Below are 13,306 nucleotides of genomic sequence, written 5' to 3'. Positions count from 1 at the left end.
AAATCACTCAACCTGTTTAGCTTGCTCATCAGCATGGTAAGAAGAACGTACTAAAGGCCCAGAAGCAACGTTCTTAAAGCCCATTTTTAGTCCCTCTTCTGCAAACCACTTAAAGGTATCGGGATGCACAAAACGCTGGACGGCTAAGTGATCACGCGATGGCTGTAAATATTGACCGAGGGTTAACATGTCAATGTTATGGGCACGCATATCACGCATGACCTCAATCACTTCCTCATCGGTCTCACCTAAGCCAAGCATTAAACCTGACTTGGTGGGCACATTCGGCACCAGCTCTTTAAAACGCTTGAGCAGATTCAGTGACCAGGCATAATCAGAGCCAGGACGCGCAGCTTTATATAAACGCGGCACCGTTTCTAAGTTATGGTTAAATACATCAGGCGGAGTTGCGGCAGTAATTTCAAGGGCAATATCCATCCGCCCACGGTAATCCGGCACCAAAGTTTCCAACTCAATCGTTGGCGATAAGGCGCGAATCTCGCGAATACAGTCGGCAAAGTGCTGGGCCCCACCGTCACGCAAGTCGTCCCGATCAACTGAGGTGATCACCACATACTTGAGCTTCATTTCGGCAATAGCGACCGCTAAATTACGCGGTTCATTTTCATCCAAGGGTTTTGGCCGACCATGCCCCACATCACAAAACGGACAACGACGGGTGCAAATATCACCCATAATCATAAAGGTGGCAGTACCCCCTGAGAAACACTCGCCTAAGTTCGGGCAGGAAGCTTCTTCACAGACGCTATGCAACTTATGTTTGCGCAAAGTCTGTTTAATCGCGTCAATTTCTGGCGATACCGGCACACGCACCCGAATCCAATCAGGTTTCCGCGGTAGTTCATCGGTAGGAATCACTTTAATTGGAATGCGCGCGACCTTATCTGCTCCACGCAGCTTAACGCCGGCTTCTACTTTTTTCGGACTGCTGGTTTCTGCACTGGACATAAAAGCTATAACTCCGCCGCTAACGGCTGATAATTCGAGTATTCAAGATGTTCTACAACGAGCGAAATCAACTGCTGTTGTACCTGCTGCATGCTCACCGGACTGGTGGTTTGGCTGGCTAACTGAATCATTTGCATGCCCGCATAACCGCAAGGATTAATCCGCTGAAAAGGCGATAAATCCATATCCACATTTAGCGCTAAGCCATGAAATGAACAGCCTCGGCGAATTCGCAGACCTAACGAGGCAATTTTAGCCGCCTGCCCAGTAATCTGATCCACATACACCCCAGGTGCATCAGGCTTGGCATAGGCGCTAAGCTGATAAGCGGCCAATAAGTCAACCAGAATCTGCTCAATCCGTGACACTAGATCGCGCACTCCTAACTGCTTACGCCGCACGTCCAACAGAAAATACGCCACCAGCTGACCCGGCCCATGATAAGTGACTTGACCGCCGCGATCGACTTGCACCACAGGAATATTCCCTGGCGCTAAGAGATGCTCGGCTTTACCGGCTTGTCCTTGGGTAAATACGGCTGGATGCTCAAGCAGCCACAGCTCATCGAGGGTATCGGCGGTACGCTGATCAGTGAAACGCTGCATGGCATGCCAAGCAGTTTCATAGTCAACCAGCCCTAACTGCCGAACCCCCAAATGATTCATTTACAGCACCATTTTAACTAGGCCGGTAGCCCGTAGCTCTTCATTGATTTTTTGCAGCTGCTCAATGCTATGGGCGGTAATATGCACTTGAATCGATAAGTAACGACCATTGCTGCTGTCACGCTTAACCAAGGTTTCAATATCAAAACCAGGAGCGTGACGCTCAACAATTTCAAGCACAATTGTTTGAAAGTCTGGGTGATTATCACCGATAATTTTTACCGGATAATGCTCACAAGGAAATTCAATTTTAGGAGGTGCCACCTGTTCAGTATCAGTCATAGTATTTTAGCTTAAGTACAGCTACCTTTAATTAGTTGAATAAACCAGCAAAAAACAAACGAATACTATCCCATAAACGACCAAAGAAACCCGCTTCTTCAATGGCCTCTAAGGCGATCACATTCTCTGTTTTTAAGACTTTATCTTCTAACATGACATCCACTGTGCCCACCACATCACCGGCAGCAATCGGTGCAACTAATTGAGGCTGTAAATTCATGTTAAGCACTACTTTTTCCGCTTGACCACGGGGTAAGGTTACCGCCAAATCAGTTGCTGTGCCCACTTTCAGCTGATCAGTTTGACCTTTCCAAACCCGCGCATCGGCCATCGAAGTGCCTTTACGGTAAAAGGTTTTACCTTCATAGAAACGAAAGCCATAGGTTAGCAGCTTTTGTGTTTCAGCGGCACGCGAGGCTTCACTAGTAGTACCAAACACTGAAGCAATTAAACGCATGTCATCACGCACAGCAGAAGCCACTAAGCAATACCCAGCTTCATCGGTATGCCCAGTTTTTAAACCATCTACGGTACTGTCACGCCAAAGCAATAAGTTACGGTTGGGCTGCTTAATGCCATTCCAAGTAAATTCTTTTTCGGCATACAGTGCATAGTGATCTGGATCATCGTAAATAATCGCCCGCGACAGCTTGGCCATATCCATCGCTGAAGAATAATGATCAGGCGCAGGCAAGCCAGTGGCATTCTTAAAGTGAGTATTAGTCAAGCCTAAGGTTTTTGCAGTGCGGTTCATCACTTCGGCAAAAGCCTCTTCGGTTCCCGCTAAATGCTCAGCTAACGCAACGCTGGCATCATTCCCAGACTGAATAATAATACCGCGCAATAAATCCTCTACCGATACTTGAGTGCCGACCTGGATAAACATCCGCGAACCACCGGTCCGCCAAGCTTTTTCACTAACTGTCACTAAGTCAGACTCGGCCAGCTTGCCCTCTTTAATTTCTTGAGTGGCAATATAAGAGGTCATCAGCTTAGTTAAGCTAGCGGGTGGTAATGCCTCATCGGCATTATGCTCAACAATCACCTGCCCAGTCACCGCATCCATCAGTACGTAAGACTTCGCTGCCAGCTCTGGCATAGCCGGTACTACTGAGGTATTTGCCCAGGTAGCAGGAGCTACTACAACACTCGCTGCAAAAAATAAGTGTTTTACATACTGAGTTATTTTCATGCTTACTCTTTTCACAATAAATGAAGTTATTATTCCGTTGCTAACCTTTGCCTTGTTTAACTACTTACAGCACAAGGACTAAAGATTCCCCACCATTAATTAATATCTACTACGGTTCCGGCACCTAATGCTGCAGCAGCTAATTGTTGCTGCAATTGCTCAGCCTGTAAACGAGAGTTTACTGGCCCCATGCGCACACGATGCAGTACCTGATTATCGCGGGCAATTGAGCTCACCTCGACCGGCACCTCTACATGTTGCGCCAGTTTATCACGGAGCAACTGCGCGGCATCAGGATTGGCAAAAGCACCCATCTGCAAATAATGCCCAGGACGCTCTAATGCTGACTCAGACACCTGTAGCGGCAATAAGGCTCCCGCATGCTGGGTCACTGGCGGAGTATAAACCTCTGTCGTTCCAGGTGCAGGCTCTGGTACCTGAACCTTAGCTAAATGTGCATCGGCAAGCACGCTCGGTACCGGTTGTCCACGTGCTGCCCACCACGCCACAGGATCAATTCCTTCCACTCGCACTCGCGCTACACCTTTCTCGGCATAACCTAATCGCTTAGCTGCAGCAAAGGATAGATCAATAATACGATCCGAGTAAAAGGGGCCGCGGTCATTAACCCGCAACGTAACCTGCTTACCATTATCTAAATTAGTGACCTTCACATAACTGGGTAAGGGCAAGGTTTTATGCGCGGCGGTCATGCCGTACAAATCATAGACTTCCCCATTGGCAGTATTTTGTCCATGGAACTTAGTGCCATACCAAGAAGCCGTTCCCTCTTCGCGATAATTATGGGCATTTTGAATCGGGACATACTGCTTGCCAAAAACCACATAGGGACTGGCCTTAAAGTTGCCAGTATGGGGCATAGGTACTGCATCAGGAATATTGGATACATCCACATCCCACCAAGGCGCCCCATCATTACCTGGCCGCTTAAAATTATTAGGACCGCTAATTCCTGCAGCTTTACCCGAGGTTGCGGCCCCTGGTTGTTGCGTGGTTTTAGTACTACAGCTAATGAGTGCTAGGCTCAAGGCAGATAAAGCCAGCACTTGAAAAGCGGGTTTAAGCATCGATGATTAATCCTTACGTGCTTTTTTAATTAATTGAGCTAAATCATGCACCGCCATGGAGTACATGGTGCTGCGGTTATAGCGGGTAATCGTATTGAAGTTTTGTAATCCCATCCAATATTCAGTGCCTTTTACCCCCTCAAACTTGAAGGTCATTACCTGTAAGTCTGCAGGCAATGGTTTTTCTGGCTGCCAGCCCAGCTTGGCCAGTTCAGCGACACTTTTAGTGTCATCAATTTTTTCGCCTAAGCCTTGATCTACCTTGTCACCACTGACTTTAGCCCGCACCACCACTTCTTCACCGGGTTGCCATTTATGCTTGATAAAGTAGTTGGCAACACTGCCGATCGCATCGGTTGGATTAGTCCAGATATCAATGTGACCGTCATGGTCAAAGTCTACCGCATAAGCACGGAAACTACCGGGCATAAACTGCGGTAACCCCATAGCGCCAGCATAGGAACCGGTCGGTACCAAGGGATTAATTTGCTCTTCCCGGGTTAGCAGTAAAAACTCTTTTAACTGTCCGCGGAAAAATGGTGCCCGGGGCGGATAATCAAAACTTAAGGTCGATAAGGCATCAATCACTCGGTGCCCTCCGGTGTTACCACCGTACATAGTTTCAACACCAATAATCGCTACAATATACTCCGCAGGCACACCGTACTCAGCTTCAGCACGGGCTAAGGCCTCCTGGTTTTTCTGCCAAAACTGTAAACCCCGGTCAATCCGCTGCTGGGTGATAAAGATTGGGCGATATTCTTTCCAGGTTTTTACCCGCTCGGCAGGCCGTGAGATAGCATCCAAAATATTTTGTTTCTTATTAGCCTCTGCAAATACTTTGTGCAGTGACTCAGGAATAAAGCCATGTTCCGCAGCCATCTCCTGAATAAATTCATCCACTAATGGATTACCGGCCGCATAGTTATCAGCGGCACTTGCAGAAGCCGTTGCAAACGCTGCTCCGGACGTTAATGCCAGAGATAAAATAATTTTTTTCATGTTAAACGTTACACCTTGCATTAACAAAACCTTAAATCAGTTTACGTAATCCATTTACGGTGAGTGTGCACTGCCATTAACAAGCCAAAGCCCGCTAAGAGCGTCACAATAGAAGTACCACCGTAACTAATAAAAGGTAATGGCACACCCACTACAGGCAATAAGCCACTTACCATACCAATATTTACCAACACATAAACAAAGAACGTCAGGGTAATAGAACCGGCCAATAACTTGCCAAACAAGGTTTGTGCCTGTTGAGCAATCCGCAACCCGCGAAAAATAATTAACGCATAAACCGCCAACAACAACACAATCCCTACCAAGCCAAACTCTTCGCCTAGCACTGCCACAATAAAGTCGGTATGACTTTCAGGTAAAAAATCCAAATGTGATTGAGTACCATGCAGCCAACCTTTACCCCAAATTCCACCTGAGCCAATCGCGGCTTTCGACTGAATAATATTCCAGCCACTGCCTAAAGGATCCGACTCAGGATTTAAAAAAGTGAGTACCCGCTGCTTCTGATAACTGCGTAAAAAAAACAGCCACATGATAACAGCAAGAGGCACTACCGCGGCAACTGCTGAAACAATCCACTGCCAGCGCAAACCGGCTAAAAACAACACAAAAATCCCAGAGGCTGAGATCAAAAGTGCTGTACCTAAGTCTGGTTGCCGAGCAATTAAAGCAAAAGGCACGGCGATCAAGACCAATGAAACCAGTAAATGTTTAAAACGTGGCGGTAAATTGTATTGCGAAATGTACCAAGCAATAGTAATTGGCATTACCACCTTCATTAGCTCTGCTGGCTGGAAACGAACCACTCCAGGAATGTTAATCCAGCGGGTAGCCCCCATGGCATTGTGCCCCATGACTTCTACCACCACTAACAACGCTACCCCTATGCCGTACCCCAAAAGACTCCAGCGAGCTAAAAAACGCGGCTCAAACTGAGCGATAGCCAGCATTAAGGCTATGCCAAAACCAAAAGAAACCGCTTGCTTAACCAATAAGTCAGTGTTTTTACTGCCAGCTGAATACAACACAAACAGACCGGCACAGACCAAGATCAGCAATAACAATAAAAGCCAACCATCAATGTGTAAACGCGCTAACCAGCTACGATGACGCAATAACACATCACCTTCAGGTAAATAACGATCAAAATTACGATTCATGGCTGCACCTCAGCTGGAGTACGTGGCTGGCGAAACGCTTCCTTTAATTGCCCCCTAGCATCTAATAGCCAAGCATCCATGACTTGCTTTGCCACTGGCCCCGCCACCCCTGAGCCTGACTCACCATTTTCAATCATCACCGACACGGCAATTTCAGGACGATCCGCTGGTGCATAGGCGACAAATAGCGCATGGTCACGGTGACGCTCATTTAATTTGTTGCGGTTATACCGCTCGCCCTGCTTAATCGCTACTACCTGGGCAGTACCACTTTTACCGGCAATCCGATAGGCGGCATTTTGCCCAACCTTACGTGCTGTCCCCCGCGCACCATGTACTACTGATTCCATACCGCGCTTAGCTAAAGTCCAGCTGCTAGCGTCTTTAAACACAATATCAGCAATTGGTTCGGGATCTACCGGTGCTTGATCACCAATTAAACGGGCTAAGCGCGGACGCCGCCACACCCCATTGGTTGCCATCAATACCGTCGCTTGGGCCAACTGCAATGGCGTCGACAGCATATAACCCTGACCAATGCCTAAAATCAGGGTTTCTCCCGGGTACCATACCTGCTTAAACCGGGCGCGCTTCCATTCCCGAGACGGCATAATGCCGCCAGTCTCTTCAAACATATCCAAAGCTACCCGCCGACCAAAACCAAAGCGAGTCATATATTCATGTAAGCGATCAACCCCCATACGGTGGGCTAAGTCATAAAAATAGGTATCATTGGAGCGGGCTAAGGCTAAATCCAAACTCACCCAGCCATCGCCCCAGCGGTTCCAGTTACGAAATTTATGGCTGTTATTGGGCAGCTGATAAAATCCAGGATCAAACACCCGACTGGTGCCAGTGATCACCCCCGCATCTAAAGCAGCGGCAGCGACCATCGGTTTAATGGTCGAGCCTGGCGGGTACAGCCCGCGTAAAATACGGTTATACAGTGGTTGGTCTGGCGAATCGCGCAGCTCAGCATAGGCTTTAAAACCAATGCCAGTAACAAACGGGTTAGGATCAAAGCTTGGCTGACTGACCATGGCCAACACTTCACCGGTGTTAACCTCAATCACCACAATCGCCCCACGACGATCAGCTAAGGCTTTCTCGGCGGCTTCTTGTAACTTAACGTCAAGGGTTAGATGTAAGTCTTGGCCAGAAACCGCCTCGACTCGATTGAGTACCCGCAGTACTCGCCCTCGGGCGTTGGTCTCTACCTCTTCGTAGCCCACTTGCCCATGTAACTGCTCTTCATAAAAACGCTCAAGGCCGGTTTTACCGATATGGTGAGTGCCGCTGTAGGCCACATTATCAATACGTTTGAGGTCTTGCTCATTAATCCGCCCAACATAACCCACCGAGTGGGCAAAATGCTCTTTTTGCGGGTAAGTTCGCACCAGCTTGGCATCCACCTCGACCCCCGGCAACTGAAACTGATTAACCGCAATTAAGGCAATTTGCTGCTCATCTAGCTCAAATAGAATCGGAATCGGCTCAAAAGCGCGCCGCCCTTGGCGTACCCGACGCTCAAACAGTTCACGGTCTTCTTCCGTCAGCTCTAACACCTCAACCAAGGTATCTAATACCGCCGGCCAGTCACCGGCCCGCTCACGGGTCAGCGTTAAACTAAAACTTGGGCGATTATCAGCCAGAATGACGCCATTGCGGTCATAAATTAAGCCCCGGGCGGGCGGCAAAGGCTGCACATGAATCCGATTGTTTTCAGCTAGGGTTGAATGATGCTCATACTGAATGACCTGCAAGTAATACATCCGCGCCAGCAGTATCACCAGCACTACTACCACCAAGCCTGCCCCTATGGCTAATCGCTGACCAATTAACCTGGCATCTCGCTCATGATCTTTTAAGCGAATCGGAGACGTCATGCAGCACTCATCTTCGGCTAGTGATTATTTGTGGTAAGGATGTCCCGCTAGAACGGTCCATGCTCGATAGATTTGCTCACCTAACAACACCCGCACCAGCGGATGGGGCAACGTTAATGGCGACAACGACCAGCGCTGCTCGCTTTTAGCACAGACTTCAGGCGCCAAGCCCTCAGGGCCACCCACCATTAAGTTCACCGTGCGTGCATCCAAGCGCCAAGCATCTAGTTGCTCGGCTAATTGCTCGGTACTCCAGGGTTTGCCTTCTACTTCCAAGGTCACCACCCGCTCGCCGGGCTGTACCTTAGCCAGCATGGCCGCACCTTCTTGACGAATCAGGCGCTGCACATCAGCATTTTTACCGCGAGTCGAGAGTGGAATTTCCACCAGCTCAAGGGTAATTTCTGGGGGCAAGCGTTTTACGTACTCTTGCCAGCCCATTTCTACCCAGCGCGGCATTTTACCGCCCACTGCAATTAGCCGAATCCGCATTAAGACTGGCTCACTTCAGCCTGTTGCTCGCGACTTTCAGCCGTACCTTGCCACAGGCGCTCTAAGTCATAAAACTCACGGGTAGCCGGTTGCATGACATGCACCACCACGTCATTCAGATCCAGTAAGGCCCACTCGCCTTCGCTTAACCCTTCGTTACCTAAAGGTTTTACCCCTTGGGCTTTAACTTTTTCCAGTACGTTCTCAGCCATGGCTTTAACTTGACGGTTAGAAGCACCGCTCGCGATCACCATTACATCAGTCACACTGGTTTTACCCCGAACATTAATTACCGTAATGTCTTTGCCTTTTAACTCTTCTAAGGCGTCTACTACGATTTCAACCAGTTGCTCAGTTTGCATAAATTCTCTTTCTCTAAATTAAGTCACCGCCCGATACAGGCGATGGGTATCGATATAGTCTAATACGGCATCGGGCACCAGAAATTGGGCCGATTGCCCAGCAGCTAAACGCTGGCGAATCTGGGTGGCGGAAATAGCCAAGGGGGTTTGCCAGACAAAGGCTATTTGCCCACTGGCACCCTGCAAAGCATTCACATTAGCCACCGATTTGGCCGCTACCAAATCTTTAAGCACTTGCGGTGCTTCAGTATCGGCATCTGGCCGCTGCAACACCACAATGTGGCAATGGGTTAACAGTGCCTGCCACTGATGCCAGCTGGGTAAGCCACAAAAGGCATCCCACCCTAACAGCAATAGCAGTTGATCATCAGTTGCCAGTTCAGCGCGCAATGATAGCAAGGTATCTATGGTCCACGAGGGTTTATTTCGTTTTAATTCACGATCATCCACCGTCAACACCGGCACCTTAGCCACCGCTAATTGCACCATGGCTAAGCGTTGCTCAGCACTCACCATCGGCGTTTCACGGTGCGGCGGCTGGGCACTGGGGATCAAACGCAGCTCATCAAGCTTATAGGCTTCGGCCACCTCAAGCGCACTACGCAAATGCCCGATATGCACCGGATCAAAGGTGCCACCGAGCAAGCCAATGCGTTTAGCCACGAATGTGTCCATCACCAAAGACCACGTACTTCTCACTGGTTAACCCCAGCAAGCCAACCGGACCACGGGCATGCAGTTTATCGGTAGAGATGCCAATCTCTGCGCCTAACCCATACTCAAAGCCATCGGCAAAGCGCGTAGAGGCGTTAATCATCACCGAGCTGGAATCCACTGCGGTTAAAAAGTGGCGCGCATCGGTAAAGTTTTCCGTCACTATGGTATCCGTGTGGTGTGAACCAAAGTGGTTAATATGCTCAATGGCCGCTTGTAAATCATCCACCAGTTTAATCGCTAAAATCGGTGCGTTGTATTCGGCGTACCAATCCTCGTCACTGGCTGCCGTTAAGGCCGGCCCATATTGATCAGCTAACAGTGCCATGGTTCTTGGGCACACCCGTAGCTCTACCCCTTTATTGAGCAACAGCTCGGCCAAAGGCCGTAACACGCTATCAACCTTACTGGGATGAACCAATAGGGTTTCCATGGCATTGCAAGGCGCGTAGCGTTGAGTTTTGGCGTTATCAGCAATTCGAATCGCTTTAGCGTCATCTGCCGCCTGATCAATGTAAACATGGCACACCCCATCAAGGTGCTTAATCACTGGCACTTTCGCATCACGATTAATCCGCTCAACCAAACCTTTACCACCGCGTGGCACTATCACATCCACGTATTCAGGCATGGTAATCATTGCCCCCACCGCCGCACGATCAGTGGTCTCTACTACCTGCACCGCTGCTTCTGGTAAACCTGCGGCAGCTAAACCTTGGCTGATACACTGGGCAATCGCTTGGTTGGAGTGAATCGCTTCAGAGCCGCCGCGCAAAATAGTGGCATTACCGGATTTTAAACACAGACTAGCGGCTTCCATGGTCACGTTGGGCCGCGACTCATAAATAATACCTATCACCCCTAACGGCACCCGCATTTTGCCCAACTGAATGCCTGAGGGCACATAGCGCATATCCTGAATTTCACCAATCGGGTCAGGCAGGCTCGCCACTTGCTGTAAGCCTTCGATCATGCCATCAATCCGTGCATCATTAAGCATTAAACGATCTAGCATAGCTTCGTCTAATCCGTTCTCACGGCCTTTGGCCATATCTTCGGCATTGGCCGCTAAGACCTGCTCACGGGCTTTATCTAACGCAGTGGCTGCGGCCAAGAGCGCCTGATTTTTTTGCGCGGTGGGTGCCGTAGCTAATACCCGTGAAGCCAAGCGTGCACTTTGACCTAAACGCTGCATATAATCGAGAACGGACTCAGTCATGGATTAACTCTCATCTCAAGGTGATCGGAGCTGGGATTATAGCCATGTACAACAGGAAACGCACAAAAGAGTTTATCCTCGGTCTATGCCCTACAAAACTGATCTTTTTTACCGGTTCACCGCTGACTAGGAGCCTCCTCTACCTTGACTCGTCCGCACTATCAACGTTTCCCCCAAATCCTCGCTGCAAATGCTTTACCCTGGACGGCTTATCCCCTAGCCGCTGGCTTTTTTCAGCGCGACGCACAACGCTTGGCCCAAGATTTGCTGGGCTGTGTCATTCGCTTTAAGCATCCATCCGGTCTGTGGTTGAGTGCACGCATCATTGAAACCGAAGCCTACTATTTGGCCGAGAAAGGCAGCCACTCCTCCTTGGGCTACACCGAAAAACGCAAAGCACTGTTTATGCCAGGCGGCACTATTTATATGTACTACGCTCGGGGCAAGGATTCGATCAACTTTAGCGCCCAAGGCCCTGGCAATGCGGTGCTGATTAAATCCGGCTTTCCTTACTTTGATCAGGCCTCGCCCCAAGCGCTGTGCTTGCCACAAATGCAAGCCAATAATCCACCGGCCAATCCCGCCTCAGGCCCACGTCCCAAGGAGCGATTATGCGCCGGACAAACTTTGCTGTGTAGGAGCTTAGGCTTAACCGTACCTGAATGGGACGCTCAGGCATTTGATTACCAGCGACTTTTTGTTGAAGATTGTGGTCTGCTTCCCTCACAGATTATTCGTACTCGCCGCTTAGGAATTCCTCAAGGACGAGATGAGCATTTGTTTTACCGCTTTGTAGATGCCGACTTTGCACGTTTTGCCACCCAAAATCCGCTGCGCCGTGGTCAGCTAGAAGGCTTAGATTATACGGTGACCCCCTCCTATGAGTATGCTTGACCCCCTTACCGCTTGGCTAAGTGCTAACCCGCATTGGCTGCATTTAAGTATTTTTATCGTGGCTTTTTTAGAGTGCTTGGCTTTAGTCGGTATTATTCTGCCCGGCGTCGTCTTGATGATGGCGATCACCGCGCTCGCCGGTGCTCATCAGCTACCCCTGTGGCAAGTGATTGCTGCTGCCTGGCTAGGCGGTTTACTAGGCGACATCCTATCGTTTTGGTTTGGCCAGCGTTTTAAAACCAGCATTGCTAAGCTTCCGTTAATTCGTACCCACCCTGAATGGCTAAGCCATGCCCAAGTTTATTTCGAGCGCTTTGGGGCTATTAGCTTATTGATTGGCCGATTTATTGGGCCTTTGCGGCCTATTTTGCCAATGACTGCTGGCATGTTGGATATGTCTAAAGCTAAGTTTATCGCGATCAGTTTGCTGGCAGCACTAGGCTGGGCGATCGCCTACTCAGTGCCTGGTTGGTTAGTGGGAGCCGCCTTAGATCACCCGACCCCCGAACACTTTTGGCCGGAAGCACTTAGCGTATTAACTATTGTTTGCTGCTTAATTGGTTTGGCCAGCTACGGCAGTCTACGCCAGCACCGCTGGGCCAGTATTACGGCCGCCATTGCCTGTTTGTTGAGCTTACTGGCATTGGTGATTGGCTGGCGTTATCTGGCCGTGTTTGATCTTCATCTGCATCAATCATTACAACTGATTCGCTCCAGCGGGCTGGATCGGTTCATGGTGCAACTGACGAAACTGGCCGATATCCAAACCCAGGTGCCGTTAATTGGATTAATTTGCAGCACCCTCTGGCTGTTAAAACGGTATCGCGCTGCTTTATATGTGGGCTTGGTTACCTTAAGCGCCACTGTGCTTAACACCTTGCTTAAGCACCTAATCACCCGGCCCCGCCCCGAGTTGCTGCTTGAGCCTTTATCGGGCTTTAGTTTTCCTAGTGGCCACACCGCCGCAGGCTTTGCCTTATGTTTAGCGCTGGGGGTTTTAGCCGGACGCGAGCAAATCCCCCGCGGCCGTTTAATTTGGCTAGCAATTGCCGCAGTGCCAGCGTGCCTAATTGCGATTTCTAGGGTTTATTTGGGTGCCCACTGGCCGACTGATGTGATTGCTGGGGCCATTTTAGCTAGCTTAAGCAGCGCTGTGTGGTTAGCCATTATGCAGTGGGAGCAACCGATGGCCGCTTTAGATAAGCGCCAGTGGTCAATTGTCGGGGCGGTAATGGTCTTCAGTTTACTGATCTTTACCCACTGGAATCTGGCCCAATCCCTTGTTCTGTACCAGTACTAAGCTGTCCTGGACTAAACCCAGCAAGCAGGTCTGGCTACAGCGTAGGTTAGCGTGACTAAA

Annotated in this window: 14 protein-coding genes; 2 read left to right on the top strand and 12 right to left on the bottom strand. The window is 49.5% G+C overall.

Annotated features, from left to right (window positions below):
* Positions 1–3: 3 nt before the first annotated feature.
* The 12 genes from lipA to AKN87_RS01010 form a co-directional block, all read right to left on the bottom strand.
* On the bottom strand, positions 4–969 hold the full coding sequence (lipA, locus tag AKN87_RS01065; RefSeq protein ID WP_053101652.1) for a lipoyl synthase: 966 nt from the start codon (positions 967–969) through the stop codon (positions 4–6).
* A 5-nt stretch (positions 970–974) separates the two neighbouring features.
* A complete protein-coding gene (gene lipB, locus AKN87_RS01060; protein ID WP_053102214.1) occupies positions 975–1,634 on the bottom strand; it encodes a lipoyl(octanoyl) transferase LipB in 660 nt (219 codons plus the stop codon).
* Positions 1,635–1,916, bottom strand: a complete 282-nt coding sequence (locus AKN87_RS01055; protein ID WP_053101650.1) for a DUF493 domain-containing protein — start codon at positions 1,914–1,916, stop codon at positions 1,635–1,637.
* A 31-nt stretch (positions 1,917–1,947) separates the two neighbouring features.
* On the bottom strand, positions 1,948–3,108 hold the full coding sequence (locus AKN87_RS01050) for a D-alanyl-D-alanine carboxypeptidase family protein (RefSeq protein ID WP_053102213.1): 1,161 nt from the start codon (positions 3,106–3,108) through the stop codon (positions 1,948–1,950).
* A 95-nt stretch (positions 3,109–3,203) separates the two neighbouring features.
* Entirely contained in the window at positions 3,204–4,196 is a 993-nt protein-coding gene (locus AKN87_RS01045) for a septal ring lytic transglycosylase RlpA family protein (RefSeq protein ID WP_053102212.1), read from the bottom strand.
* Between the two features lie 6 nt (positions 4,197–4,202).
* Positions 4,203–5,198, bottom strand: coding sequence for a lytic murein transglycosylase B (gene mltB, locus AKN87_RS01040; protein ID WP_080995571.1), 996 nt, complete (start codon positions 5,196–5,198; stop codon positions 4,203–4,205).
* Between the two features lie 41 nt (positions 5,199–5,239).
* On the bottom strand, positions 5,240–6,379 hold the full coding sequence (gene rodA, locus AKN87_RS01035; RefSeq protein ID WP_053102210.1) for a rod shape-determining protein RodA: 1,140 nt from the start codon (positions 6,377–6,379) through the stop codon (positions 5,240–5,242).
* Positions 6,376–8,265 carry a penicillin-binding protein 2 gene (mrdA, locus tag AKN87_RS01030; RefSeq protein ID WP_053102209.1) on the bottom strand — a complete coding sequence of 630 codons (1,890 nt, stop codon included), beginning with the start codon at positions 8,263–8,265 and terminating at the stop codon, positions 6,376–6,378. The genes rodA and mrdA overlap by 4 nt, the downstream gene beginning before the upstream one ends.
* A gap of 24 nt (positions 8,266–8,289) precedes the next feature.
* Entirely contained in the window at positions 8,290–8,757 is a 468-nt protein-coding gene (gene rlmH / locus AKN87_RS01025; protein ID WP_053101645.1) for a 23S rRNA (pseudouridine(1915)-N(3))-methyltransferase RlmH, read from the bottom strand.
* Entirely contained in the window at positions 8,757–9,119 is a 363-nt protein-coding gene (gene rsfS, locus AKN87_RS01020) for a ribosome silencing factor (protein WP_053101644.1), read from the bottom strand. The genes rlmH and rsfS overlap by 1 nt, the downstream gene beginning before the upstream one ends.
* Positions 9,120–9,137: 18 nt before the next feature.
* Positions 9,138–9,782, bottom strand: coding sequence for a nicotinate-nucleotide adenylyltransferase (gene nadD / locus AKN87_RS01015; RefSeq protein ID WP_053102208.1), 645 nt, complete (start codon positions 9,780–9,782; stop codon positions 9,138–9,140).
* Entirely contained in the window at positions 9,775–11,052 is a 1,278-nt protein-coding gene (locus AKN87_RS01010) for a glutamate-5-semialdehyde dehydrogenase (protein ID WP_053101642.1), read from the bottom strand. The genes nadD and AKN87_RS01010 overlap by 8 nt, the downstream gene beginning before the upstream one ends.
* Before the next feature lie 177 nt (positions 11,053–11,229).
* Here AKN87_RS01010 and AKN87_RS01005 point away from each other — a divergent pair, with 177 nt between their 5' ends.
* Positions 11,230–11,946 (top strand): DNA-3-methyladenine glycosylase, encoded by a 717-nt coding sequence (locus AKN87_RS01005; protein ID WP_053103589.1) that lies wholly within the window; start codon positions 11,230–11,232, stop codon positions 11,944–11,946.
* Complete coding sequence (locus AKN87_RS01000) at positions 11,933–13,246, top strand: bifunctional DedA family/phosphatase PAP2 family protein (protein ID WP_053102207.1); 1,314 nt, start codon at positions 11,933–11,935, stop codon at positions 13,244–13,246. Before AKN87_RS01005 ends, AKN87_RS01000 begins: the two co-directional genes overlap by 14 nt.
* Positions 13,247–13,306 lie beyond the last annotated feature (60 nt).

The sequence above is a fragment of the Thiopseudomonas alkaliphila genome (genome assembly GCF_001267175.1).
In the GTDB taxonomy this organism is placed as follows: domain Bacteria; phylum Pseudomonadota; class Gammaproteobacteria; order Pseudomonadales; family Pseudomonadaceae; genus Oblitimonas; species Oblitimonas alkaliphila.
This window is presented reverse-complemented; position numbering and strand designations above follow the sequence as displayed.

What these genes read in the sequence shown, in the direction of transcription:
- rodA (WP_053102210.1), bottom strand. Translation starts at nt 6,379, where the DNA reads ATGAATCGTAATTTTGATCGTTATTTACCTGAAGGTGATGTGTTATTG.
- AKN87_RS01000 (WP_053102207.1), top strand. Translation starts at nt 11,933, where the DNA reads ATGAGTATGCTTGACCCCCTTACCGCTTGGCTAAGTGCTAACCCGCAT.
- mltB (WP_080995571.1), bottom strand. Translation starts at nt 5,198, where the DNA reads ATGAAAAAAATTATTTTATCTCTGGCATTAACGTCCGGAGCAGCGTTT.
- AKN87_RS01045 (WP_053102212.1), bottom strand. Translation starts at nt 4,196, where the DNA reads ATGCTTAAACCCGCTTTTCAAGTGCTGGCTTTATCTGCCTTGAGCCTA.
- AKN87_RS01010 (WP_053101642.1), bottom strand. Translation starts at nt 11,052, where the DNA reads ATGACTGAGTCCGTTCTCGATTATATGCAGCGTTTAGGTCAAAGTGCA.
- AKN87_RS01055 (WP_053101650.1), bottom strand. Translation starts at nt 1,916, where the DNA reads ATGACTGATACTGAACAGGTGGCACCTCCTAAAATTGAATTTCCTTGT.
- lipB (WP_053102214.1), bottom strand. Translation starts at nt 1,634, where the DNA reads ATGAATCATTTGGGGGTTCGGCAGTTAGGGCTGGTTGACTATGAAACT.
- rsfS (WP_053101644.1), bottom strand. Translation starts at nt 9,119, where the DNA reads ATGCAAACTGAGCAACTGGTTGAAATCGTAGTAGACGCCTTAGAAGAG.
- mrdA (WP_053102209.1), bottom strand. Translation starts at nt 8,265, where the DNA reads ATGACGTCTCCGATTCGCTTAAAAGATCATGAGCGAGATGCCAGGTTA.
- AKN87_RS01050 (WP_053102213.1), bottom strand. Translation starts at nt 3,108, where the DNA reads ATGAAAATAACTCAGTATGTAAAACACTTATTTTTTGCAGCGAGTGTT.
- rlmH (WP_053101645.1), bottom strand. Translation starts at nt 8,757, where the DNA reads ATGCGGATTCGGCTAATTGCAGTGGGCGGTAAAATGCCGCGCTGGGTA.
- lipA (WP_053101652.1), bottom strand. Translation starts at nt 969, where the DNA reads ATGTCCAGTGCAGAAACCAGCAGTCCGAAAAAAGTAGAAGCCGGCGTT.